Annotated in this window: 24 protein-coding genes; 12 read left to right on the top strand and 12 right to left on the bottom strand. The window is 41.1% G+C overall.

What is annotated here, in order from left to right; all coding sequences use genetic code 11:
* Positions 1-72 precede the first annotated feature (72 nt).
* Positions 73-882 (top strand): DUF3598 family protein, encoded by an 810-nt coding sequence (locus tag VB740_RS02375; protein WP_323198483.1) that lies wholly within the window; start codon positions 73-75, stop codon positions 880-882.
* Between the two features lie 51 nt (positions 883-933).
* On the opposite strand, the gene VB740_RS02370 is transcribed toward VB740_RS02375, so the two are convergent.
* A complete protein-coding gene (locus VB740_RS02370) occupies positions 934-1083 on the bottom strand; it encodes a type II toxin-antitoxin system HicA family toxin (RefSeq protein ID WP_416289050.1) in 150 nt (49 codons plus the stop codon).
* Positions 1084-1116: 33 nt separating this feature from the next.
* Between VB740_RS02370 and VB740_RS02365 the strand changes: the two genes are divergently transcribed.
* The 3 genes from VB740_RS02365 to VB740_RS02355 all read left to right on the top strand — a co-directional run bounded on the left by VB740_RS02365 (position 1117) and on the right by VB740_RS02355 (position 6601).
* Positions 1117-1569, top strand: coding sequence for a hypothetical protein (locus VB740_RS02365; protein ID WP_323198482.1), 453 nt, complete (start codon positions 1117-1119; stop codon positions 1567-1569).
* 198 nt (positions 1570-1767) lie between these two features.
* Positions 1768-2418: a hypothetical protein gene (locus VB740_RS02360; RefSeq protein ID WP_323198481.1), complete on the top strand. Its 651-nt coding sequence runs from the start codon at positions 1768-1770 to the stop codon at positions 2416-2418.
* 49 nt (positions 2419-2467) lie between these two features.
* Entirely contained in the window at positions 2468-6601 is a 4134-nt protein-coding gene (locus VB740_RS02355; protein WP_323198480.1) for a tetratricopeptide repeat protein, read from the top strand.
* Positions 6602-6788: 187 nt separating this feature from the next.
* Here the strand turns inward: VB740_RS02355 and VB740_RS02350 are convergent, their stop codons facing one another.
* From VB740_RS02350 to aat, 3 genes are all read right to left on the bottom strand, one after another.
* A complete protein-coding gene (locus tag VB740_RS02350; RefSeq protein WP_100899697.1) occupies positions 6789-7007 on the bottom strand; it encodes a type II toxin-antitoxin system HicB family antitoxin in 219 nt (72 codons plus the stop codon).
* Positions 7004-7228 carry a type II toxin-antitoxin system HicA family toxin gene (locus tag VB740_RS02345; RefSeq protein ID WP_323198479.1) on the bottom strand — a complete coding sequence of 75 codons (225 nt, stop codon included), beginning with the start codon at positions 7226-7228 and terminating at the stop codon, positions 7004-7006. The genes VB740_RS02350 and VB740_RS02345 overlap by 4 nt, the downstream gene beginning before the upstream one ends.
* Positions 7229-7322: 94 nt before the next feature.
* A complete protein-coding gene (gene aat / locus VB740_RS02340; protein ID WP_323198478.1) occupies positions 7323-7898 on the bottom strand; it encodes a leucyl/phenylalanyl-tRNA--protein transferase in 576 nt (191 codons plus the stop codon).
* A 107-nt stretch (positions 7899-8005) separates the two neighbouring features.
* Here aat and VB740_RS02335 point away from each other — a divergent pair, with 107 nt between their 5' ends.
* Positions 8006-8335 carry a hypothetical protein gene (locus VB740_RS02335; RefSeq protein ID WP_229553787.1) on the top strand — a complete coding sequence of 110 codons (330 nt, stop codon included), beginning with the start codon at positions 8006-8008 and terminating at the stop codon, positions 8333-8335.
* Between the two features lie 55 nt (positions 8336-8390).
* On the opposite strand, the gene rpsN is transcribed toward VB740_RS02335, so the two are convergent.
* Both rpsN and VB740_RS02325 read right to left on the bottom strand, forming a co-directional pair.
* Complete coding sequence (rpsN, locus tag VB740_RS02330; protein WP_012410383.1) at positions 8391-8693, bottom strand: 30S ribosomal protein S14; 303 nt, start codon at positions 8691-8693, stop codon at positions 8391-8393.
* A gap of 365 nt (positions 8694-9058) precedes the next feature.
* On the bottom strand, positions 9059-9949 hold the full coding sequence (locus VB740_RS02325) for a shikimate dehydrogenase (protein ID WP_323198477.1): 891 nt from the start codon (positions 9947-9949) through the stop codon (positions 9059-9061).
* A gap of 245 nt (positions 9950-10194) precedes the next feature.
* Here VB740_RS02325 and VB740_RS02320 point away from each other — a divergent pair, with 245 nt between their 5' ends.
* Positions 10195-11133, top strand: coding sequence for an alpha/beta fold hydrolase (locus tag VB740_RS02320; protein WP_323198476.1), 939 nt, complete (start codon positions 10195-10197; stop codon positions 11131-11133).
* 110 nt (positions 11134-11243) lie between these two features.
* Here VB740_RS02320 and VB740_RS02315 read toward each other — a convergent pair whose 3' ends face one another.
* From VB740_RS02315 to VB740_RS02305, 3 genes are all read right to left on the bottom strand, one after another.
* Complete coding sequence (locus VB740_RS02315) at positions 11244-11894, bottom strand: sigma-70 family RNA polymerase sigma factor (protein WP_323198475.1); 651 nt, start codon at positions 11892-11894, stop codon at positions 11244-11246.
* A 162-nt stretch (positions 11895-12056) separates the two neighbouring features.
* Entirely contained in the window at positions 12057-13436 is a 1380-nt protein-coding gene (locus VB740_RS02310) for a DUF2330 domain-containing protein (RefSeq protein ID WP_323198474.1), read from the bottom strand.
* Between the two features lie 50 nt (positions 13437-13486).
* Positions 13487-14431: an RnfABCDGE type electron transport complex subunit D gene (locus VB740_RS02305; protein WP_323198473.1), complete on the bottom strand. Its 945-nt coding sequence runs from the start codon at positions 14429-14431 to the stop codon at positions 13487-13489.
* A 331-nt stretch (positions 14432-14762) separates the two neighbouring features.
* On the opposite strand from VB740_RS02305, the gene VB740_RS02300 reads away from it, so the two are divergent.
* Positions 14763-15452: a polysaccharide deacetylase family protein gene (locus tag VB740_RS02300; protein WP_323198472.1), complete on the top strand. Its 690-nt coding sequence runs from the start codon at positions 14763-14765 to the stop codon at positions 15450-15452.
* 134 nt (positions 15453-15586) lie between these two features.
* Here VB740_RS02300 and VB740_RS02295 read toward each other — a convergent pair whose 3' ends face one another.
* Positions 15587-16564, bottom strand: a complete 978-nt coding sequence (locus tag VB740_RS02295; protein WP_323198471.1) for a carbohydrate kinase — start codon at positions 16562-16564, stop codon at positions 15587-15589.
* Positions 16565-16927: 363 nt separating this feature from the next.
* On the opposite strand from VB740_RS02295, the gene VB740_RS02290 reads away from it, so the two are divergent.
* From VB740_RS02290 to rfbB, 5 genes are all read left to right on the top strand, one after another.
* Positions 16928-17191, top strand: coding sequence for a helix-turn-helix transcriptional regulator (locus VB740_RS02290; RefSeq protein WP_323198492.1), 264 nt, complete (start codon positions 16928-16930; stop codon positions 17189-17191).
* 271 nt (positions 17192-17462) lie between these two features.
* Complete coding sequence (locus tag VB740_RS02285) at positions 17463-17645, top strand: hypothetical protein (RefSeq protein ID WP_323198470.1); 183 nt, start codon at positions 17463-17465, stop codon at positions 17643-17645.
* Entirely contained in the window at positions 17642-18349 is a 708-nt protein-coding gene (locus VB740_RS02280; protein WP_323198469.1) for a DUF6391 domain-containing protein, read from the top strand. The genes VB740_RS02285 and VB740_RS02280 overlap by 4 nt, the downstream gene beginning before the upstream one ends.
* Positions 18350-18423: 74 nt before the next feature.
* Positions 18424-19419, top strand: a complete 996-nt coding sequence (locus VB740_RS02275; RefSeq protein WP_323198468.1) for a glycosyltransferase — start codon at positions 18424-18426, stop codon at positions 19417-19419.
* A gap of 52 nt (positions 19420-19471) precedes the next feature.
* Positions 19472-20539 (top strand): dTDP-glucose 4,6-dehydratase, encoded by a 1068-nt coding sequence (gene rfbB / locus VB740_RS02270; protein WP_323198467.1) that lies wholly within the window; start codon positions 19472-19474, stop codon positions 20537-20539.
* Here rfbB and VB740_RS02265 read toward each other — a convergent pair.
* Together VB740_RS02265 and VB740_RS02260 are read right to left on the bottom strand one after the other, a co-directional pair.
* On the bottom strand, positions 20524-21933 hold the full coding sequence (locus VB740_RS02265) for an addiction module antidote protein (protein WP_323198466.1): 1410 nt from the start codon (positions 21931-21933) through the stop codon (positions 20524-20526). The genes rfbB and VB740_RS02265 overlap by 16 nt on opposite strands.
* Positions 21920-22264, bottom strand: a complete 345-nt coding sequence (locus VB740_RS02260; protein ID WP_323198465.1) for a type II toxin-antitoxin system RelE/ParE family toxin — start codon at positions 22262-22264, stop codon at positions 21920-21922. Before VB740_RS02260 ends, VB740_RS02265 begins: the two co-directional genes overlap by 14 nt.
* Between the last annotated feature and the right edge of the window lie 135 nt (positions 22265-22399).

Here is a 22399-nt window from a genome sequence, read left to right as displayed (position 1 = left end):
TCATTAATCATTGGGCATGGGGCATTGGGCATTGGGCATGGGGCATGGGGCATGGGTAAAGGACAAAAACTTATGAAATCGCAATGGGAATGTTTTCTGCAAAATCTCGGTGTATGGGAAGGTTCATTTACTACTTTTTCTCCCGAAGGTAAACTTCTGAACGATACTCCTAGCCATCTTTCCCTAGAAGGTTTAAACAATAACCAGACGGTACGCCTAACTCTGAGCCGTTCAGGGGGAGATGATCTAATTAGAGAATATAGTTCTGTGGGAGGGGGTCTACTATTATTTGAAAATGGTTCATTTTCTGAAGGTTTAATTCAGCTGGGCCCATTTTCAGAATTCGGTGCAGAACTCGCTTTTGTTCATGAAAATCGCCGCTTCCGTCTGGTGCAACTGTTTGATAAAAACGGTCATCTAAATAGACTAACTCTCATTCGAGAACATCTAGCCGGAACCCCAGCAGCAGAACGTCCACCTTTGCAGATACATGACTTGTTGGGTGAATGGCAAGGCCAAGCAGTGACAATATATCGAGATTTGCGATCGCCTGATATTTACTCTACAACTTTGAAAATACAACTTGATGATACTGGGCGATTAATTCAAAGTACCTCTTTTGGCGATCGTACAATTACCTCAACTGCTACTATCAAAGGTTCCATCGTTCTTTTTGACCAAGATCCCGAAAAGCAAGTACAAGTATTATTGTTACCTGATGGCGCTTCTACAACTTCTCCCCTCAAGGTGCAATTACGTCAACCCTTATTCTTAGAAGCGGGTTGGTTAATCCAGTCAAATCTGCGCCAGAGAATGATTCGCAGCTATAACGATAAAGGCGAATGGGTTAGTCTGACATTAGTTACTGAAGAAAAAGTGTAAGGGATTTGTGAGTGCGATCGCTTATCTCAGGTAATTTAGAGTAAATATTCTTCAGATAACTGGGCTAGTTCTAACCTTAAAATCTTGATTGCGATGAATAGTAATTGACAGAATTTTATCTAATTTAGAGTTTTGATAGATATGATGACTGTCAGTAATTCTTCGCAAAACCCAACCTTTTTGCTCTACAATCTTACACAATCGAGAACTTAGCCTTCCTAATTTGTAAACAGTATGAGCAATAACAATTTTTGGCGAACTGCTTACCAGTTATTTAAACCAGAGGAACCTTTAGCGACACCTGAAGGCTTAAAAAGTTTTTACGTCCAGAGAGATAATAGTCCGGTGGATAAGCTTGTTAGCTTGCTAGAAATGGAAGATGACCCAGCTAAATTTTTACTAGCTGGTCATCGAGGTGGGGGTAAAACTACTGAACTGCGACGATTAGAACAAAAATTAGCTGATAAGTACGCAGTCGTTTGGATTGATACACAAACATCGTTAGACAGATATAACATAGGCCATGCGGAAGTTGTAGTTTTAATTGGCTTACAAATTGCACGTCAAGTTATTCAATCTAATTGGCTTTTTAAAAAGGATAAATTATTACAAGCTCTCTTGGAGAGCTTAAAAAGCGTCGTTTATCAAGAAAAAGGAAATCAAACCGAAAGTTTGGGAATGCCATAATTTATCGAAAAGGCAGGAATAATTCTCAAACGTGGTTTAACCACAGAAGTTACAAAAACTCTCAATGTCCGTCCTTTACTGAGTGAAATTATCACCATAGTCAATAATATTATCGAAGCTGCGGAAAAAGAACAAAAGCAAAAATTATTAATTATTGTTGATGGATTAGATAGACATGACCAAGTAACAGCTTTGGAAATGTTTTCTAGCTCTTTGTTAATAGAATTAAACTGTCATATTATCTATTGTATTCCTATTTCGCTGCGATATTCTCCTAGTTTTCGTCAGCCAATGGAAACCTTTCAAAAATGTTTGGATTTAAATAATCCTCCTGTTTTTGATTGTGATGATAACTTACGTCCAACTCATAATCCTAATCACAAAGGTCGGGAAATTCTAATTAATGTCATTAACAAACGGATTACCAGTTTAGGCGATAGCCACAAAGGTTTATTTAATCCTGATGCGCTAGAATTAATTTGTAAAAAAAGTGGCGGGGTGATGCGAGATTTAGTCAGATTAGCACGCACTACCTGTGAAATTGGGTTGCGGAATAAATTGACTCTTATAACTTTAGAAACAGCAGAAGAGGCAGTACGAGAAGTGCGTAAGGAATATAACTTAAATGATTACCACTACCCTGAACTTGATTTAATTCATCGGACTGGAAAATTGACCACTAAGGCACATAGCTTGCCAAGTAAGGGTGAATTTATTATTTGTGACGAACTTTTACAAAATAAATTAGTTTTAGGTTATTATAACTCAATGCAAGAGTCTTGGTTTGATATTAATCCTATTTTAATAGAAGATTTAGAACGTTGGCAAACTGCTAATCATCATCTTTAAGGCTGTGACTTCCCATCAATAGATTACTAATTATACGCTGGTGTTGTGTATGCTTTTCCAAGATAGCTACTCTCTCAGTGAAGCTGACAAAGCAGAATTAAATAAATTAGTCAGCGTATTAGAAATTTCTAGTGGTACAACAATTATCTTTGCTATTGCACCAGAGAGTAGTCCTCAGCATCCAGTTGTGAGACAGCTACAAGAATCTTTAGCAACCAGCGATGAAAAGTTTACATTTGAAAAGTTTTTTTATAGTCAAAACTCCTTCCATAATTTTCTGTATAGCTTAGATGATCATCAGCAGCGTAATCTAGAAACTGGACGCAGGTTGGTAATGGCATTTGGAATTGACCAATTACCGACACCGCGCTTGGTGAAAGAGATGAAGCAGTTAAATTTAGGAAGAGAAGAGTTATTTGGTAGAAATTTAATCTTGATTTTGTGGCTAAATAATGCAGGTTTTTTAGATGAGTTTCGTCATCGTGCGCCAGATTTTTGGGATTGGCGAGAAAAAATAGTGGAATTTGAAACGCGAAATCCTTTACTTTATCCCTATTTAGAGTGGCTCATTGCGGAAAATTCTTATCTAAAAATGAGCGGCGTGATGCAGGTAAATCGCCAAGTTGATATTTTTCTCGACCAAATTTATGTTTCTCTACAAGCACAATGGCGACAACAAGTAGCAGATACTTCTGAACGCAGTCAACGCGAACTTGAGATGCTGACTGTACGGCAAGTTCAGAGTAGTAGTAGATTGAAAGACATGGGTTTTGGTAGCGATGATTGGGATGAACCTTGCGATTACGAACCGCTACCAAAAGAATTTATATCAGCATCAGTTTCCAGCACTAAAACGGTTACACAAAAGGTAGATTTAGCTGATGCTGTGCGGGATAACTTATATAGTGTCATTCTAGGCGCTCCTAGTGCGGGGAAAACTACCCTGCTGCGTTATTTAGCACTACATTTTGCGATCGCAAAAAGAGATAATTTAGAAACAGTCATTGTTGATAATGATGCAGTTGAGGATAATCAGAAGAAAGAGTTAGGTAAAACTGTATTACCTGTTTTCTTTCGGATTGCTGATTACGCAGAAAAATTAAAACAACAACCTGAGTTAACTTTACTTGAATATCTGCGTCAGTTTTACCGCCAGTGGGAAGCTCATTTTCAAGCAGAGGGAGAAATAGAAACCGAGGTGGCGGGGTTGTTGTTGGATGCTATGCGTCAAGGAAAGTGCTTGATGCTACTTGATGGGTTAGATGAGGTATTTGACCAAGAAAGCCGCAAACAGATTGTAGAACGTATTAACAAGTTTGTTGATGAGTTCCCTAGCAACAAATTTGTGATTACCAGCCGTATTGCTGGCTACCGCGATGTGCAACTCAGCAGTCGGTTTGCAGAGTTTACTATTGAAGATATGGACAGCATACAGGTAGAGCGCTTCTTGTATCGCTGGTGTCGAACAGTTGAAAAAGCACAGCAGCCAGATGCTAGCGAGGAGCAATGGCTAAAAAAAGGTACGGAGCAAGCGCAGGATATTTTACTGGCTATTCAAGGTAATCCTGGTGTAGAGCGATTGACAGCAAATCCCTTGTTGTTAACTATCTTGGCATTAATTCACCGCAATGGCGATCAGCTACCTAACCGACGAGTCAAGCTGTATGAGTTGGCGGTGCAAACTTTGACAGAAGATTGGCAACTAAGTAAAAAGTTGCCTGATGCACCAAGGGTAGTTTTAAAAGAAACTGAGGTAGTGGAACTTTTAGCACCCCTAGCGTACTGGATGCACGAGGAGAAGCCTTCCGGTTTGGTAACGCAAAGGGAAGTGGAGGAAAAATTAGCAGAAAAGCTGGCGGAATTCAACGATACCGAACCGGAATCAGACTCCGTGCGTCAAGCCGTAGGGGAATTTTTGCGGAAGGTGCGGGAAACAACAGGTTTATTTGTGGAACGAATACCTGGTTTTTATGGCTTTATGCACCTGACCTTTGAAGAGTATTTTGCAGCGCGTTATATTGCGGATAAAGAACAAAGTGAAATTCTGGAACTAATTCAAAAACATTTGAACGAGCCACGTTGGAATGAGCCGCTTTTACTAGCTTTGGGGTATTACGGAAGTCATTTTTCAGCGCAATTTAAGAAGTTAGCCGAGAAATTGTTTATTAATTTAGACAAATATCAACCTGTGCTGCAACATGGGGAAATAAAAATTACTGCATCTAATGATGCAACTATTATTTATTTAAAGGAAGATGAATCAGCAAATAACTTAGAAAAATTAGAATTTAAGCTTAGAGATTTGTTGTTTGCAGGACAGGTAATTGCTGAAATTGAAATTAATAGTATTGTTATTAGCAAAAAACCAATTTCTAAGTTAGTTATTACCTATCTTGGCATAGATAGAGATTATGAGGATGATATTACTAAGCAACTACTGAGGCTGTTACGCAAAATTGGAATATTTTCTCAAAAAGCTGGAGTAATAAATTTATTAAAAGAAGCAGCTAATGACTTAACGTTGTCTGAAGAAATTCGGATTAAAGCAAAAACTGCTATTCTTTATGTTGCTTGCGGTGAATCAACAGGATTGGTTGATTGCGTAACAGAAATTGTCAACAATTTAGAGCCTTCATTGTTTTGCGGGATAAGGGATTTGGTTCAAGAACTGGGTGATGAAATGACACCTGCTCTTGAAAATACTCGTCAGCATTATAATACTGATGAAAGTTGCCAAACAGCGTTAAACTTTCTTACGGCTATCTCTTATCTTCGTAAAGATAAGTATGATAAATCTATTGAAATCTTGGAACTGATAACTAATAAATTAGATAGCAAGGTCAGTGTTTATATTGATTGGTGTTTTGCTATTTCTTATCGAGAAAAAGAAGTATTTGAACAAGCATTTTTTTATTATCAAGAATGTTCTGAAAAGTTTGAAAAATATAATATTGAACCATCGGCGGTTCTAATTTTTTGGAGAGATCGAGGTATTTGTCATAGATTAGATGGCAAGTATGAGCAAGCTTTAGATTATTTTCAGCAAATGCTGAGTATTAGCAAAGAAATTAATAAACTTCAAAATGAATCATTAGCTTTGTATCACATAGGCAAAACTTATCAAGATTGGGGTAAATATGAGCAAGCCATCAATTACTTCCAACAAAGCCGTGACCTTTATCAACAACTAGGAAAAGATAAAGATGTAGCTGATCTGTGGTACTGGCTAGGGAATTGCTATCGAGAATGGGGTAAATACGAGCAAGCTATTGAGTGTGCAAATCAACACTTAGCCATTTATCAGCAGTTGGATGACCAAGTAAATATTGCTGATGCTTATCGGCAATTAGGATGGATTTATCAAAAATGGGGTAAATTTGAGGAAGCCATCAATTACTTTCAACAAAGCCGCGACCTTTATCAAGAATTAGGCAAAGATAAAGATGTAGCTAATCTGTGGTACTTGCTGGGGGATTGCTATCGAGAATGGGGTAAATCAGAGCAAGCCATCAATTACTTTCAACAAAGCCGCGACCTTTATCAACAATTAGGCAAAGATAAAGATGTAGCTAAATGTTATCGACAACTTGCTTCTTGCCAATGTTTATTAGCAAATAATCATTTAGATTTAACAGAAATAGTTGATTTACTTGCAGAAGTTGAAAAAAATCTTCGCCAAGCTAGAGAAATAAATACCGTAGGTGAATATCAAGAAAACCTTGCTTACAACTATACTACTCTTGGTTTACTCTACTCACAACGTCTACGTTTATTACCTAACCAAGACACATCAATTCCAGAAAAAGCTGCTCTATTTGAAGAGTATTATTCCAGAGGCTTAACCTATCTTGATGAACTAGGGCAAACAGTAAATAAAGCTGAAGAATCTCTCGATATGGCTCGTGCTTACCTAGAGATAGAAGCCTTAGAAAACCTGAATTATAGCGAAGAAATTGCTCAAACATCTCTGCAAATTTTTCAAGAGTATAACCGTCAAAAACTAGAAGCCTCAGCACACAAGTTATTGGGCGAAATTTACCTCAAACGTACCCAAGAAAATCAACTAGGTGCAGAAACAATGGCTACCGAGTTTTTAGCCGAAAGTTTGCAAATTTATCGAGATTTAGATTTACAAGAAAAAGCTGTCGAGGTAGAAGAGTTAATAAATATTAGAAAAAAATAAGTGATAAAACATATTTATGAATTTTGATAATTGGCATAAGTGCAATCACTAATTGTCTGAGATTACAACACTCATAGCAATGCTACTTTACCGATTGTATCTTTAAGGTAGCCCAAGAAACCTCAAACTACGTTACGGTGTAGTAGGTTTGTTAGACTGCGATCGCACTTTGGTTTTAGAATGGTAATCAGGCAATTTGAAGCGTGCTAGGCTCAGGAATAGATTCACCTTCTACTTGCCAAGCTTCCAAGTACATTTCAATCACTTCTTCGCCATTGCGAATAGCTTCCTCACGAGTTTTGCCATGAGTGCAAGGCATAATAACGCGATCGGCAAACTCTGGAATTGTGACTAGGAAAAGCTGATCTTCATCAGACCATTGAAGAATCATACTATATCGATTCATAAATCCTCGTCCTCCCTTAACTCTTGGAGTTCAGTTAATAAACTTGCTAACTGTTTTTCTAGGTAGATTGGCACATCGTCTCCATCCTTACCGGGAATTGTTAGTGTTTTTTTGAGCAAAGGATGACGCCAACGCTCATGACTACCTTTACCACGCTTAGGTAGATAAATGAATCCTTCACGCGCAATCTGAGCTTTTAATTCCCGAACTTTCCTGGGCATGAATGTTATCTAGTTTTCTACCCTATTTTCTCACAACCAAACTCAGCATCACAACTTTCGACCTCTACTGCAACCGTGTTAAAAATTTTACATATTACACCAAAAAACAGCGGCATTGCAATGCTTGCTTAAGTAAGGCTTGATATTCTTCATCCTCAACCCGATAAGCCCCAAACCTCTCCAAATGCGGATTCATCATTTGGGCATCGAAAAACACAAATTTCCTCTGACGCAATCTTTCCACCAACTTGACCATTGCTACCTTTGAGCCTTCGGGAATGCGGTAAAACATCGACTCGCCAATGAAAGCACCGCCAATGACAATCCCTAAAATTCCCCCAGCTAATTCGTCACCCTGCCAAGTTTCAAAACTATAAGCATAACCATTCTGGTAAAGTAGCCAGTAAATCTTTTCCAATTCTGGTGAAATCCAAGTTGTTTCGCGGTTAGCACACCCAGCCACCACAGCTTGGAAGTCCCGATTAATGTCCACTGTAAAACGCTCTTGATTCAAGACACGCTGCAAAGACTTGGGGTAGCGAAACCGATCATCCAATGGAATGAAAGTCCGATCGTTACTTCCATACCAACTCAGGCGATCGCACTCATCAGCCATGAGAAAATAGCCTTGTGCATAACCATCAACAATAGCCGCGATATCATATTCCATAAATAAATATAAAAAAAACACCAGAGAAACGCCATTTGATCCTATAAATCATCCTCCGCGTTCCTCTGCGTTTACCTCCGCGTCCCTCTGCGTTTAAAATAAAAAAAATGACTCAACCAATTCCACCGATCACCTTACCACCGCCTGAAAATCCGCTGCTCGAAGGTGAATGGTTACGAGAGCGTTTACAGCGGTGGCTGGATACAGAATTTATCCCCGAAGCAGTCAACCAAAAGATTGCCCAACGAGCCGCACAGATTTTTGTGCGTCAACGGATGGAAGGAGAAAACGACCTTGGTTCTCTGGTAATTGCCATTGTCACAGAGATGCAGTCGTATGATTTTTCCAATAGCTTCTACGGAGAGTTTGCGATCGCTAACGCCGTCAGCGATCTACTCTTAGAAAGTCTGGGAATTGATAAATGTTGTGGTCAATAATTTTTGTCATTTGTCATTAGTCCTTTGTTATTTACCAATGACTAATGACTGTTGACTACCAACTAGACTTAACAACTCCAGGCAATAGACCTTCATGCGCCCATTCCCGCAGCACGTTCCGAGACAGTCCAAAATCGCGGTAAACACCTCTAGAACGGCCAGTCAACCAGCAACGATTGCGGTGGCGAGTGGGCGCACTATTCCGGGGTAGCTGTTGAATCTTCCGGTGAATTTCCAGTTTATCTAGGGGAGATGCTGCACTTCTGAACTCTTCCAGAAGGGCTTCCCGCTTGTCAGCATACTTTTCTATCAACCTGGTGCGCTTTTTCTCGCGCTCAATCATGCTCTTCTTTGCCATACATTTTTTAATTAATTAAAAGACAGCATTTTCCATTCTACAGTCTATCAATCAATTCTAGGGTTTTTGTGTTGCCCACTGGTCTGTCTGAGTTGAAACTGACTAGAAGAGGGAGGGGAGTAGGGAGTAGGGAGTAAGGGAGCAGGGGAAGCAGGGGAGGCAGGGGAGGCAGGGGGAGAAAAACTGGATAATGACGTTGAATGCAGGAATTGAGTAATTTAATTCTTGGATGTCCCTCAATAAATTTAGTTGCTCTGAATCCCTGTTGGCAGGGGGAACTTAACATCCTTCTCCCCTGCCCCCTGCCTTCCAAAACGATTGATTATTTTTTTAGTTGGAAGTCCCTTAGGGTAATTATTTCTCCATCAACCTAAACCTAAATGCTTTTGCAATGTTTGGCGCATCACTTCTACAGGAACAGTTTCCTGCTGCAACCAAATTTTTAATGCTGCTACCCCTTGTTGAACTAGCATTTCTAATCCATCGATCGCAATTGCACCTTGTTTTTCTGCCCGCTGTAGAAATTGCGTTGGTTTAGGGATATAGATCAAATCATAAGCGATCGCACCCTTTGGTAAATTCGCTATTTCCTCTACACTCAAAGGCGACTCATCAACCTTGGGATACATACCTATGGGGGTTGTGTTTACCAGCAGATTAGCTTGGGGAATTAGCTTTGGCAATTGTTCCCATTGATGAACTTGTAAATTTTCACTTATGGGTGAATTGCTCCAACTATTGCTAAATTCTTGTAATCTCTGCACACTACGCCCAACAACATGAATTTTGGCAAAACCTAGTTGATGACAACCTGCTACAACTGCTCTAGCTGCGCCACCATTGCCTAAAATTACTGCTACCTTTTGACTCCAATCTTGCTTATACGTTGTCTGCAAAGGAGCGATAAATCCTTCTATATCTGTGTTTGTCCCCACCCATTGATTATTTTGGCGACTAACAGTATTCACTGCGCCTATAGCTTGAGCAACAGGGGTAATTTCTGAAAGCAGAGGCATGATTGCCTGTTTGTGGGGGATTGTAACACTAAAGCCGACAACCCCAATAGCCGCGAAACCTGCGATCGCTATTTCTAAATTCTCTGGTGCTATGGGAAGGGGAAGATAAACGTAGTCTAATCCCAAATTAGCGATGTCTCCGACGAGCTTCGCTAACGCAGCATTATGCATCACTGGTGACAGCGAATGCTCCACCGGATATCCAATTACCCCTAATAGCTTAGTTTTGCCTGTAATCATTTTGTTATTTGTTATTTGTTATTTGTTATTTGTTATTTGTTATTTGTTATTTGTTATTTGTCATTTGTTATTTCTCCCTCATCTCCTCCAACTAGTACAGGTCGGCATAAATAAAGCTACCATTTTAAAACTGGCAAAAGCCTTGATATACAACAAAACTTTTGACTTTTGACTTTTAACTTTTGACTTCCGCCTTGCGGTGCTAGCCTACAATTATTAAAAGCTACTTAACAATTCTTTGAATCATGCAGGCAACTACAGCCCTCTCTACAACCCCAATTCCTGGTAAATATTGGCAGTGGCGCGGGCACAACGTTTACTATGTGCGTGCGGGAGAGAAGCAAGGGCAACGTCCGCCTTTGCTTTTAGTACATGGATTTGGTGCTTCCACAGACCACTGGCGCAAGAATATCACAGGATTGTGTCAAGATTTTGAAGTATTTGCGATCGACCTTTTGGGGTTCGGGCGATCGGCAAAACCGAAATTGCAGTATAGTGGCGACTTGTGGCGTGACCAACTCCATGATTTTATCAGTGAAGTAATTGGTCAAAAAACAGTATTAGCTGGTAATTCCCTTGGTGGCTACGCTAGCTTGTGTGTTGCAGCACAACGTCCCGACAGTGCGGCTGGTTTAGTTTTGCTCAATAGTGCAGGGCCTTTTAGTGAAAGCCAACCTACATCGGAGCCTGAAGCTTTACAATCAGAAATTGAGGCTCCCAAACAACCCACTACTTTGCAGAAACTTCTTGGTGACGGCACTAAGTGGATTTTTCAACAACCTTTAGCCCAGCTTTTGTTATTTCAATACGTGCGACAACGTTGGGTAATTCGCCAAACTCTAGAAAAAGTTTATCTTGACAAAAGTGCCATTACAGACCAATTAGTAGAAGAAATTTCTCGCCCTGCTTACGATTCTGGCGCAATGGAAGTATTTGTGTCAGTCTTTAGCAGTCCTCAAGGAGAAAAAGTTGATGTGCTACTAAAGCAATTAACATGTCCATTGTTGATGTTGTGGGGAGAAGCTGACCCTTGGATGAATGCTAGAGAACGTTCCCAGAAGTTTCGTCAATATTATCCTGAACTCAGAGAACATTTCCTAACAGCAGGTCATTGTCCTCATGATGAAATACCTGATAAAGTAAACCAACTTTTAGGCGATTGGCTTTTGTCTATTACTAAGTAATACGAACCTTTCCCTGCCTTGAACTAAAGTTAAATTTTGTCCCTCTCGCTCGTCGGAGAGGGACAAGTTTTGTGTAATAAAACCTCTGAGAGACCTCTCTTCTTCTTTGTTTATAATAATCCCTCCAATTCAGCGAATTTACGCAAGCGTGGTAGACACTGGCGCTGATAAAAACTGCTTAATGTCGGAATTGACAACCCAAATTCTTCAGATAATTCTTTCCAGCTAACTTCTGGGGGTAGGCGTTTAAGAATTAACACCTGACAATTCACATCTGGACGCCCTTTAATATAAGTACTGCACAGTTCTCCTTCAGAATCTGTCTTAACCCATATTTCCAAGTCTTCCAGAATGGGAGGTGCTTGGGGGGTAGCCGGGAGGTTATCTACAGGATCAATGGTTTCTCTTATTCCACCCGATCTAGACTGACGAACCCGAAGAGGAACTGTTGTGGCTTGTTCCCGATTCTGATGAATGTAAAAGTCTTGTAGTCTTCTTTTGAGGTAAGCATTCAGCCAAGTAATGACACTGCCATAACTGGAGTCATAGATTTGACCTGTCAAACCTTCACAAACATTGCGGCAAAAATACAACCAAGTTTGTTGTAGTGCATCTTGATAGTAGGGAGTAGTTTCCCTCCAGAGTCTATTTGCTGTCAAGCGAATAATTTGCGTGAGCAGCTTCTGACGCTGAGGACTTCCAGGTTGGTGTCCACAGGCTTCGGTCACTAAGCGGCGTAGCTGTTCATCGAATTGAACCATGACAATCTTGAGGCACAAAGCAAGAATATCTTAGTATTGCCTATAACAACACTTTAAAAAATCCCCTTTGTCAAGATGGTGTATGTTTTGTCAAAGGGATTGGGGATTAGATGAAATATTAGGGTTCAACTAATTTTTTCCAGTCCCCAGTCCCTAATCGCCTCAATTTAATCCAATCCAAGAAACTAAATTTTCCCACCAGGAATATGTCAGATTACCAACACTCAGTTTCATCTTCTTGCGAATGTCTTGAATATTCCAGTTGGTTAATCTAGCTAGAGTTTGCGCCTCTTGCTCAAAACGCTTGGGCAAAGACTGTTTGTATTTTTTACCTGCCTCACATTGAAGTTCCCCTTGAAATGGATGTTGCAAAATATAACGCCCTTGGAAAGATTCACGGTTGGCAGTTTGTAGGAAAGTCAAGTCTTCAGGGAATGTGTCACGGGTGTAGCGAACATGCAGACGCGAGATGAAGACGTTATTAGTAGGAAAGGGGCGACCAAAACTGGGGAATACTGGCCCATCACTAGGAGGGTTATCAAGTAGCCAAAATACGCCTGCTTCCTTGAGTTCCTCTGAAGTCAGGGGATCAGCAGAACAGGGATCGCAACTACCCATGTCCCAAGCGTATTCCAAAAAACCAACCCTTCTGCCTTCTTTGGTGTAAGCGGTTTGGAACAGGGATTTGTAGAATTCACCAAATTCATTTTTGATAAATATGGGAAGATTGGCGTTGGTGGGGATTTTCACCGTCCGATAGTTAGTGATTTCTGCCCCTCCTTGAGGCGAGAGAATATAGACAATTAAATCCTGCTCTGTCGTAGCATTGATCATGCCTAAACGAATTGGCAGCATGAACTTGGGCGATTGATAGGAAATTTGTAGCGGACGGAGGAACTGGTAGCCAGATTCCTCGAATTTATCCAAGTTGACTTTGGCAACAAAGAATTTCATTGAGGAACGAATATAGGGCTGAAGTAACTGTTTTGCTCCTTGAGGAATTTTGTAGCCATTGCGTGTGAGCCAAGTTTCCAGCCCGCCAGATTCTTTCGCGCTGAGGATCACGATGTCATATTCGCCCACGTTGAAACGTGCTTCCACCGTCACACCCAAACTGCGATCGCTTATCTGAGATGTGATACTATTTCCTGCTGGTGCTCTTGCAAAATTTATTGTGTTTTTGAAAAATAGTGGTAGTGGGGCACAAGGGTCTGGGTCAAAATATTCTACCAATCGCGGCGCACTAAAAGCATCTAGGCGCTCGATAATCTTGGGTTCTGCCACACGAACTTGCTCTTTTTTCAGTACCGTTGGTACAGGTACGACTATTGCAAAATCTTTGACTTCGCCTTGGTAATCGTTTGCCATTGTCAAGACAGTGCGATCGCCATTTCGTGCTATTACCACCTGAGAAGCTTTGTTATACAGTTTCGTATCAGCTTTAGCTACATAAAATCCACAAAATGCCCAGGCTGCGGGTGCAAAGCAAAACACAGCTACAACTGCCAACAGTAATGGCATTAAAAGTCGAAAAAATCTCATTTTATACCTCTACTTTTTTATTTTTTTAATGCTGATTTTTTAATACTGAGTTAGGAGTTAGGAGTTAAAAGTTCTCCCCCTGCTCCCCTATATCCTTCTTGCCAAGAAAATCGTGGGGCTGACCAGAGAACATCTAACAGAATGGTCAATGGTGCAAGGGCAAACAGCGCCCAGAAAACTGCGGTAGAAACAAAGAAGTAATTTCGCAGGATAAAAGTTAATCCGGCGATGCAAAATGCCCAAACCACCCGCCCAATTCTCGAATTGGGAATTGATCGCGGATCTGTAATCATAAATAGGGCGAACAGCAGTAAAGACCCGCTCATCAGCCGATGCCAGTAGACATCCCAAGTCCAACCCAGCCAGAGATTGCGAATCGCTTCTAGCAATGAATAGCTACCCAAAAAAGCTGCTGTGGTATCCCAGCGACCAACGCGCTGCAAAATCATGCCGCCAGTGCCGGCAAATAAGAGTGCATACCACCACTCTTCACCCCATTGTCCTGGCGAAACCCAAGCATCGGGAGTCAGAATCAAGGCGGAAATAATACCAAAATTAGCAGGGTTGAAGAAATGCTTATTACCGAATTGAAAGAGAAATTTGCTAGCGATCGCACTTGTTGCCGCTATTACCATTGTCGTCCAGTGATCAGCCCGCAACAGCAGGCTCAGTCCCAGCGAGGTAATTAAAGCACTGCGAAGATTCGTAATTTGTCCTACCCTGCGGGTTTGCCCTTGACGTTCTCGTTCGCGTAGCGTCTCCGTCAGGAGAAGAGTAGCCGCAGAAGCGTCTATGTTATTAGTTATTTGTCCGTTGTTGTTTGCCAATGACCAATGACTAATGACAAATGACAATAACGATTGGGTTATTAGACAAGTGGCGATCGTTATCCCAATCAACTCTGGTCGCAATGTCCAGTCTCGTGTACCGATTCCCACGACCAGGAACAAGCCCAGAAATGAAATTTGATAATCTCGTATATCTTTGAACAACATTAACTTTTCATACAGTGTTTATTCGTAGTTTTATCCTCAATTTAGACGAGTGGTAGGTCAAATAGTATTGCTCTTACAGATTTTTTACAAAATAGAACATTGAGACTCTCCAGCCGACCTTTTTCAACTAACTTTGAAGTGGTGATTGCCATATCAAAGCGATCGCTCTGATGTTTCAATCTATAAGGAACGCTTGTATCTATAACTTTCTATTTGTACAGTGATTAAGTTTTAGATATAAGCGAGTTAAGCTGTAGTTTCTAGCGCTTAACTGTCTTATATGAAGTAATCAGTATAGTTATGCAAGATTACGCAAAAAATAAAAAATTTTATGCAGCTAGCTCCCCTGTTTCCAATTTTCTACCGCATTCTCCAGCCGAGTTTTCCCAACTGCCTTTGGACTGGAAATCCTAACTCTAAAGCGATCGCACTGACCTTTGACGATGGGCCCCATCCTCAATACACACCCGAAGTTTTGGCAGTGTTAGACCGTTACAAGATTACAGCGAGTTTTTTTTGGTTGGGTGTTTGCGTCAACCGTTCACCAGACATTGCCAAAGCCATTAGCGATCGCGGACACTGGATTGGATTGCATGGCTACGATCATCGCTCTTTTGCCATGCTTTCCCCTAATGACCTGAAGGACAGCTTAGAAAAAACCAAAGTTGCCATCTACAATGCCTGCAATCTGCAACCTGAACAAGTGCGGGATGTCCGCCCCCCCAATGGTTTATTTACACCTGCTACTTTAAAATTGTTTTTGCAGTGGAATTACCGCCCGGTAATGTGGAGCGTTGTACCAGAAGACTGGGTGCGACCAGGCGTAACCACTGTGGTAGAGCGAATTATGCAACAGGTCAAAAATGGTTCATTGATTGTTTTGCATGATGGTGCTTGTGGTGGACAAGATGTTGCTGCCACAATTCAAATTCTCATTCCGCAACTGCTACAACAAGGTTATGAGTTTGTGACTGTTGATACTCTGTGGCAGCAAGCTAAAACTATAGGGAATGGGGAGTAGGGAATGGGGAAAAGAACTTGTCATTGCTCGTTGTGTGCAATATGACCGCACAATGGCATGAGGATTTTCGTCCATTTTCTAGTCGGGAGTATCAGCCTTTGGTGGCTGATATCCCAGTAGGCTTATGCTAGTTCCTAAAGTTGATGTGTGGCTAGAAAAGCTTCGACTTCAGCATCTGTTGGTTGAGAAGCGATCGCACCTGGTTTAATGGTAGTCAGTGCCCCAACAGCACTGGCATAGGTGACGATACGTTTTGCTGTTTCTGCATCCCGCAAGCTGTGGATGCCATGCTGACTTAGTTGGTGGATGAATCCTGCCAAAAAGCTATCCCCTGCACCAGTTGTATCAACTACGGGGATAGAAAATGAAGGTAATTTGCCTTCGTTCTCACCCAGACAATAGGCGCAACCGTTTTCTCCATCTGTTACCAGTACTCCGTCAATTGAAGCCAGGCGGTAAGTGATGGCTCCGGGATCTGCGGTTTCAAATAGCCATTCAGCTTCTTCTTTGGAGAGCTTGAGGAAATCGACTCGCTTAAATAATTCTGGAATTTTTTGATGAGCGATGTTTGGCTCGTCCCAAAATACAGGACGCCAGTTGACATCCAGCACAATCTTCAGGTCGTAATGTTCTGCTAACTCTAGGGCGCGGTGAATTGCCTGTTCACTTTCAGGATAGGCTAATTCCAAAGTACCCAAAACCAGAAAATCTGCATCTTCAAACAGCGAATTTGGTAATTGTTTAGCTTGCAGGCGAGTATCGGCAAATTCTGCTGTGTCATACTGACCAAATCCGGCGAAGGTGCGATCGCCAGCTAGATCCCGTGTAACATAAACTTGCCGCGTTGGTGCTGTAGGATGGCGTTGTACCCCTGTAGTTTCTACACCTACATCTTGTAATAGCTTGACCAGTGCATTCCCTGGTTCATCTTCACCAACGGCTCCGATAAATCCCGCTGGCGTCCCCAGCTTAACTAAAGCACAGGCTACATTAGCTGGTGCCCCTCCTGGATAGGGAGTCCAGGATTTAACTTCTTCCAGCTTTAGCCCTAATTGATCGGCTAAACAATCAAACAAAATTTCACCGAGGCACAAAACACGGGGATTGCTCATTTCATTTTAGATTTTAGATTTCGATTTTGGATTAATAATTTACAGTATAAAATCTACAACAATTATTGCTAATCTGTCGCCAGCCCTTCATAGAATTAAATAGCAATTTTTATTACTACATAACATCTGTATGCTTCTGACTATCGCCTAAATACCCTAATTATTTATACTTGACATTTTTCGTATTTAAGTATAAATAATCACCTTTATCCTTTTATGAATTATATTTTTGCCAACTTTAAATCCAAAGAAAATATTGACAATCGTATTACTGCTAACACTTGAAACCCCTCCCAACAAAAGAATCTTCTAGAATTAGAAAGAGTGATTAAGTACATATACCAAGGGAGGATAGAAATAGTCATGGCTGGTGGCAAGTCTGAGACCCCCGTTAGTCTGTCAGACAGAGAACTGCAAATTATCGACTTAGTAGCCGCTGGCTTAACTAACCAAGAGATTGCAGGAAAACTGGAGATTAGCAAGCGTACAGTTGATAACCATATCAGTAATATTCTTACCAAGACCGAGACAGAAAATCGAGTAGCTCTTGTCCGCTGGGCTTTACAGTGGGGCAAAGTCTGTTTGAATGATGTCAATTGCTGTCTTCTACCAAACCAGATGGAATAAACAATTTACTAGTAGCAACGTAATTGCTTTGGTCTGGTATATTGGCAAGCCAATTTTAAGGTTTACTGATTGTTCCTCTCTTCACGCCTTAGTATCAGTGTGAACACTCTACCAAAAGTTCCGAGTCCTTCACTCAGCCGGAGTTTATGTTAGTGGAGCCAGCTGACCCTCGGACTCGGAAACTATAAAAGATCAGAATTTCTTATTAAGCAGAACAGATGTAGGAATGGGGAATGGGGAATGGGGAATGGGGAATGGGGAATAAGAATTATTGATTAATAACCAATGCCCAATGCCCAATGCCCCATGCCCAATGCCCCATTCCCCATGCCCAATGCCCAATGCCCAAACTCAACAATCATCCACAAAAATTAGCAACAATTCAGTGGTGCAAGCGTTACATTTGAAAGAAATCTATGTTGCTCCATCGGCTTGGAGAGCAGTGTTTCAATGAATACTTCTGCTTCTTTTCAAAGTGGCTCGTCTCCCTTTGAATTTTTTAACTTTGATTTTACGACACCTGTATCTGAGAAAGTTTCAGGCCCAGAATACCGACCCTTAGACTTTCCACAACCAATACAAGATGCCGACTTACTTAGACAGCTATCGTTTATTCCAGGGTTGAAAGAAATTCTGATGATACGGCAGGTTCACGCTTTAGAACACGCTACTGTTTGGGTTCTTAGCGAATCAAAAAGTGCCTATCCTGCCAAAGGAGAACCTAGTAACGTTCAACTAGATAACGAACTATTAGGCGGTTTGTCTACTGAGCAAGGATTCTACCTCTATGGTGAGGTAAATATTAGTGATTTGCGGCGTGCGGTCATACTGGCTCGACATCGCCTCACTAGTGGAGAATGGGATTTGGCTGTACATCCCCGTTGCGGTACAAATTTATCAGTAGCAATGCTCTTAACAGCTGGACTAGCTGTCGGTGTGCATCTATTACTACCATTTCGACCAATCGAGCAACTTATCGGTTTGGGGTTAGCAGCAACGACAGCCGCCGAACTTGCACCTGATTTAGGTTCTATGGCACAGCGTTACCTAACAACTGCCATTCCTTTTAACCTAACAATTGAAAATATTACCCGTACACGCGACGTTTGGGGGCGTGAGGCACATTTTGTTAAAGTGGGTTGGCAAGAGGAAGGATGAGGGGGACAGGGTAAAATTTTCTCCCTTGTCTCCCCCACTCCCTACTCCCCACTCCCCACTCCCCTAAAAAAATTATGAGAAAACTTTACTTCTTACTCCCCGGTACAGATGGCAAATTTGCCTGTGGTGGTCTTTGGGCTGAATTAAAAGCACTTAATCTGGTTCAGCAATTCTGTAGTGCTGATGTTGTAACTTACCGTCAACGAGAAAAAGGTAAGCTTTTTATCGATGATTTGCTAAAACAGAAAAACTTAAGTGATGTAATCTTTGTTATCAGTTGGGGATTCGATATAGCTCAACTCGTGGCTAAACTCAAGCAATACAATGTTGTTTACCATGCACATAGTGCAGGTTATCCATTTACACTACCCGCAAGTATTCCGATCATCACTGTTAGCCGCTATACAATGGGATATTGGGGAGAAAAATCGCCCAATTCTCTGATTTATTATTTACCAAATCAAATTTCTGATGAGTTTCAAAATCTAGGTTTGGAACGGGATATTGATGTTTTAGTTCAGGCTCGGAAGTCTTCTGAGTATTTAATTAAAGAATTGATTCCAGCATTACAAAAACGTTGTAAAGTATTGGTTGTTGACTCTTATGTAGAGGATTTACCTGGGTTATTCAACCGAGCTAAGGTTTACCTCTATGATTCGGCTGAGTACTGGGCACAACAGCGTGTTAGTGAAGGATTTGGTCTACAACCAATGGAAGCTCTTGCTTGTGGTTGTCAAGTATTTTCTAGCGTCAACGGTGGACTAGCTGATTACTTAGACCCTGGATTTAATTGCTATAAAATAGCTGGATATTCTCAAGAATATGATGTCCAACGTATTCTGAAGGTGATTGATTCTTCAGGAGCTTTTAGTTTGTCTGAGGAGTTTTTGGCTGAATATCGAACTGAAAATATTATTAAACGTTTCCAAGTTATTCTGAATGAGTTAAATGAGTTTTTTGACCACAAAATCCAGCAGCCATCTAATATTAAAAGTTTGACGAGAATACGTGTGGCAAAATTACTCGCTCAGAGGATATATGGGAAGCTGAGGAAGAAATATTTTAAGTAATAGAAACGCACCGCAGAGGCGCACAGATCACAGAGAGAAGAGAGGAAACTGAATGAGTCGGCGGTTATTAGTTACTGGCGGTGCGGGGTTTATTGGGGCGAATTTTGTCCATCACTGGTGTCAGGTTTATCCAAATGATCGAGTGGTGGTGTTGGATGCGCTTACCTATGCGGGAAATCGCCTGAATTTGGCGCTAGTTGAGGGAAGAGAGAATTTTCGATTTGTGCAGGGGGATATTTGCGATCGCACCATCATAGACGAGTTATTATCAACAGAAAATATAGATACCATCGCCCATTTTGCTGCTGAATCTCATGTTGATCGTTCAATTCTTGGGCCGGCTGCTTTTGTTCAAACTAATGTGGTAGGAACTTTCACTCTGCTAGAAGCTTATCGGCAACATTGGGAGGCTAAAGCAAAGCCATCCGATTATCGTTTCCTGCACGTTTCTACTGATGAAGTCTACGGTAGTTTAGGCCCAGATGATGCAGCTTTTTGTGAAACTACACCTTACGCTCCCAATAGTCCCTATTCAGCCTCAAAAGCTGGTAGCGATCACTTAGTGCGTGCTTATTATCATACTTACAACCTCCCAACAATTATCACAAATTGTTCTAATAATTACGGCCCTTATCAGTTCCCCGAAAAGCTAATTCCTCTGATGTGCATCAACACTTTGATAGGTAAGCCATTACCTGTTTATGGTGATGGGAAAAATGTGCGCGATTGGCTTTATGTAGGCGATCATTGTCGTGCCTTGGATGTAGTAATCAATCATGGTAAACCAGGCGAAACATACAATATTGGTGGCAACAATGAGGTAGAAAATCTCAATTTGGTGCAACTTTTGTGTCAGATGATGGATGAATTAGCACCTGATTTACCAGTGCGTCCGGCAGAGCAATTAATTACTTTTGTCAAGGATAGACCTGGACATGATCGGAGATATGCAATTAATGCGAACAAAATTAAAACTGAGCTTGGTTGGACGCCTTCAGTAACAATTGCTGAGGGTTTACGTTTAACAGTTGAATGGTATCTCAATCATCGTGATTGGTGGGAACCTCTGCTATCTGCGGAATATCAAGCTTACTATCGCAAAAATTATTCTGTAAAATAATGACCTAAAATTGGGCTAACTTTAACGAGTAATGGTCTCAAATTTTTATGGGGAACTGATTTGTCATAATGTAAGCGACCAAGAATTATGCCTGGATGTCTATTTTGATTGTGAGCAAATTCTTCAATCGCTTTCCGATAAAAGACTTTTTTACTTCTGATAATAAATTCATTTAATGTCTGAGAATTTATTAACCAGTTAGCGGCTCTTTCATTAGCTGCTCTTTCCTCATCATTCTCTTCTAACGCATCCAAGTTGTCTAAATAAGCTCCTTGATGTCCTAAAACAATGTGTGCTAACTCATGCATGAGGGTGAACCAGAATGAATCTATCCGGTCATATCTCAATGTCAACGCGATAATAGGATTGCTGTTTAAATAAAAGGCTGCACCATCCAAGTAGGTTTTGCTTAAATGCGGCACGATTAGAAAATGTACACCTAAATCTGCCAGCAATTTAGGAATATGCACAATACTGTCTACTTGTTTAGCACAAGCAAGAATTTCAGGGATAGCAGTCTCTAGTTTTTTGCGTTCAAAACTAGCAACTGTTTGTTGTCTTGCTAGGTTTTCAACTCGTTTTACCCAAGCTATGCGAGAAGTTTCCTCTGGCTCTCGATGCTCGGAACAACGGAAATTAACGGCTAACTGGAGTGTTTCATCTAAGGAAGATATGCCGAAAAAATTACAGATTTGCCGTTCTAAGTCATCAATCGAATCTGTTGCTTGAATCCACTTATTTTTGATTAGTTCAGAGATGGGGGCAATTGTATACAATCGGCTTTTACGAGCTATATCTTGCTCCTTTTTTTCTTTTCCTACTAGATGAAGTTGATACTTTACTTCAAGATTTGTCCAAAACTCTGGAGAAGTACCCAAGGCTTGGGAGAGTTCGATAGCTATTTCAGGTGTAATTTGCTTGCTTCCCAGAATAATTTCATCGATATCTTGAACTGGACACCCCATAATTTCTGCTAAATCTTTCTGTGTCCAGCCACGGGCTTCTAATTCTCTACTTAAAATTTTTCCTGGTGTTGGTACTTTTGCTGGTGCTAGCTTATGGCTCATATTGCTGTCTCCCCTGCTGCCTTGGTTAGTGGTAGTCGGGGTGAGACAATATCCGAGCGCCTTCATGATGGAATTGACGTTTTCAAGGCGCGGGTTGCCATTGCTGGATAAGGCTTTTTGCAATCCCCGGCGTGTCATGCCTATTTGCTCGGCTATCTCACTAATTCCTCGTACACGAGCAACGACGCGCAAGGATGCCAATAACGCACCAGAATCGTTGTCTTCTGCATATTCCTGAAATATCTCGGTCAAATAATCATCGATTTCTTCCGGGTGCTTGCGGAAGTACTCTTCTTCAAATTCATCAAGTGTTCTAAAATTTCTCATGGCTTAGGTACTCCTTCCAGTAAGCTTTTGCGTCTTCGATGTCCTGATTCTGTGTGCTTTTGTCGCCTCCACACAGTACGACAATAATATTTTCAGCATCTTCGCCGAAATAGACGCGATAACCAGAACCAAAGAACATCCGCAACTCGCTCAAACCATCCCCTATCGGTCCAACATCGCCGTAATTACCTTGTTCAAGGCGGCGTAAGCGTTGCAGTATGCGTCGTTTTCCTTGTTGGTCGCGTAAATTATCCATCCACTCTGCAAACGGCTCGTAACCATCTTGATTGGCATAGATGATAATCTGTTTTGGTTGTGCTTCTTTGGCCACTTTTAATCTCTACTATAATATTTATAACATATGCGAACAATAATTCGCACTAATTTTCTAGAGAACCCCAAAATTGGAATCTTCACCTGCTTTCAATAAATTATCAGGCTGCCACAATTTCTATAGATAATGACT

Source organism: Nostoc sp. UHCC 0251, from assembly GCF_034932245.1.
Taxonomy (GTDB): domain Bacteria; phylum Cyanobacteriota; class Cyanobacteriia; order Cyanobacteriales; family Nostocaceae; genus Nostoc.
The sequence above is the reverse complement of the archived record's forward strand: the minus strand, read 5'-3'. Positions and strand labels throughout refer to the sequence as shown.

Excerpts from the sequence above, each read along its gene's own strand:
- VB740_RS02375 (WP_323198483.1), top strand. The coding sequence starts at position 73 with ATGAAATCGCAATGGGAATGTTTTCTGCAAAATCTCGGTGTATGGGAA.
- VB740_RS02365 (WP_323198482.1), top strand. The coding sequence starts at position 1,117 with ATGAGCAATAACAATTTTTGGCGAACTGCTTACCAGTTATTTAAACCA.
- VB740_RS02360 (WP_323198481.1), top strand. The coding sequence starts at position 1,768 with ATGTTTTCTAGCTCTTTGTTAATAGAATTAAACTGTCATATTATCTAT.
- VB740_RS02355 (WP_323198480.1), top strand. The coding sequence starts at position 2,468 with ATGCTTTTCCAAGATAGCTACTCTCTCAGTGAAGCTGACAAAGCAGAA.
- VB740_RS02350 (WP_100899697.1), bottom strand. The coding sequence starts at position 7,007 with ATGAATCGATATAGTATGATTCTTCAATGGTCTGATGAAGATCAGCTT.
- VB740_RS02345 (WP_323198479.1), bottom strand. The coding sequence starts at position 7,228 with ATGCCCAGGAAAGTTCGGGAATTAAAAGCTCAGATTGCGCGTGAAGGA.
- aat (WP_323198478.1), bottom strand. The coding sequence starts at position 7,898 with ATGGAATATGATATCGCGGCTATTGTTGATGGTTATGCACAAGGCTAT.
- VB740_RS02335 (WP_229553787.1), top strand. The coding sequence starts at position 8,006 with ATGACTCAACCAATTCCACCGATCACCTTACCACCGCCTGAAAATCCG.
- rpsN (WP_012410383.1), bottom strand. The coding sequence starts at position 8,693 with ATGGCAAAGAAGAGCATGATTGAGCGCGAGAAAAAGCGCACCAGGTTG.
- VB740_RS02325 (WP_323198477.1), bottom strand. The coding sequence starts at position 9,949 with ATGATTACAGGCAAAACTAAGCTATTAGGGGTAATTGGATATCCGGTG.
- VB740_RS02320 (WP_323198476.1), top strand. The coding sequence starts at position 10,195 with ATGCAGGCAACTACAGCCCTCTCTACAACCCCAATTCCTGGTAAATAT.
- VB740_RS02315 (WP_323198475.1), bottom strand. The coding sequence starts at position 11,894 with ATGGTTCAATTCGATGAACAGCTACGCCGCTTAGTGACCGAAGCCTGT.
- VB740_RS02310 (WP_323198474.1), bottom strand. The coding sequence starts at position 13,436 with ATGAGATTTTTTCGACTTTTAATGCCATTACTGTTGGCAGTTGTAGCT.
- VB740_RS02305 (WP_323198473.1), bottom strand. The coding sequence starts at position 14,431 with ATGTTGTTCAAAGATATACGAGATTATCAAATTTCATTTCTGGGCTTG.
- VB740_RS02300 (WP_323198472.1), top strand. The coding sequence starts at position 14,763 with ATGCAGCTAGCTCCCCTGTTTCCAATTTTCTACCGCATTCTCCAGCCG.
- VB740_RS02295 (WP_323198471.1), bottom strand. The coding sequence starts at position 16,564 with ATGAGCAATCCCCGTGTTTTGTGCCTCGGTGAAATTTTGTTTGATTGT.
- VB740_RS02290 (WP_323198492.1), top strand. The coding sequence starts at position 16,928 with ATGGCTGGTGGCAAGTCTGAGACCCCCGTTAGTCTGTCAGACAGAGAA.
- VB740_RS02280 (WP_323198469.1), top strand. The coding sequence starts at position 17,642 with ATGAATACTTCTGCTTCTTTTCAAAGTGGCTCGTCTCCCTTTGAATTT.
- VB740_RS02275 (WP_323198468.1), top strand. The coding sequence starts at position 18,424 with ATGAGAAAACTTTACTTCTTACTCCCCGGTACAGATGGCAAATTTGCC.
- rfbB (WP_323198467.1), top strand. The coding sequence starts at position 19,472 with ATGAGTCGGCGGTTATTAGTTACTGGCGGTGCGGGGTTTATTGGGGCG.
- VB740_RS02265 (WP_323198466.1), bottom strand. The coding sequence starts at position 21,933 with ATGAGAAATTTTAGAACACTTGATGAATTTGAAGAAGAGTACTTCCGC.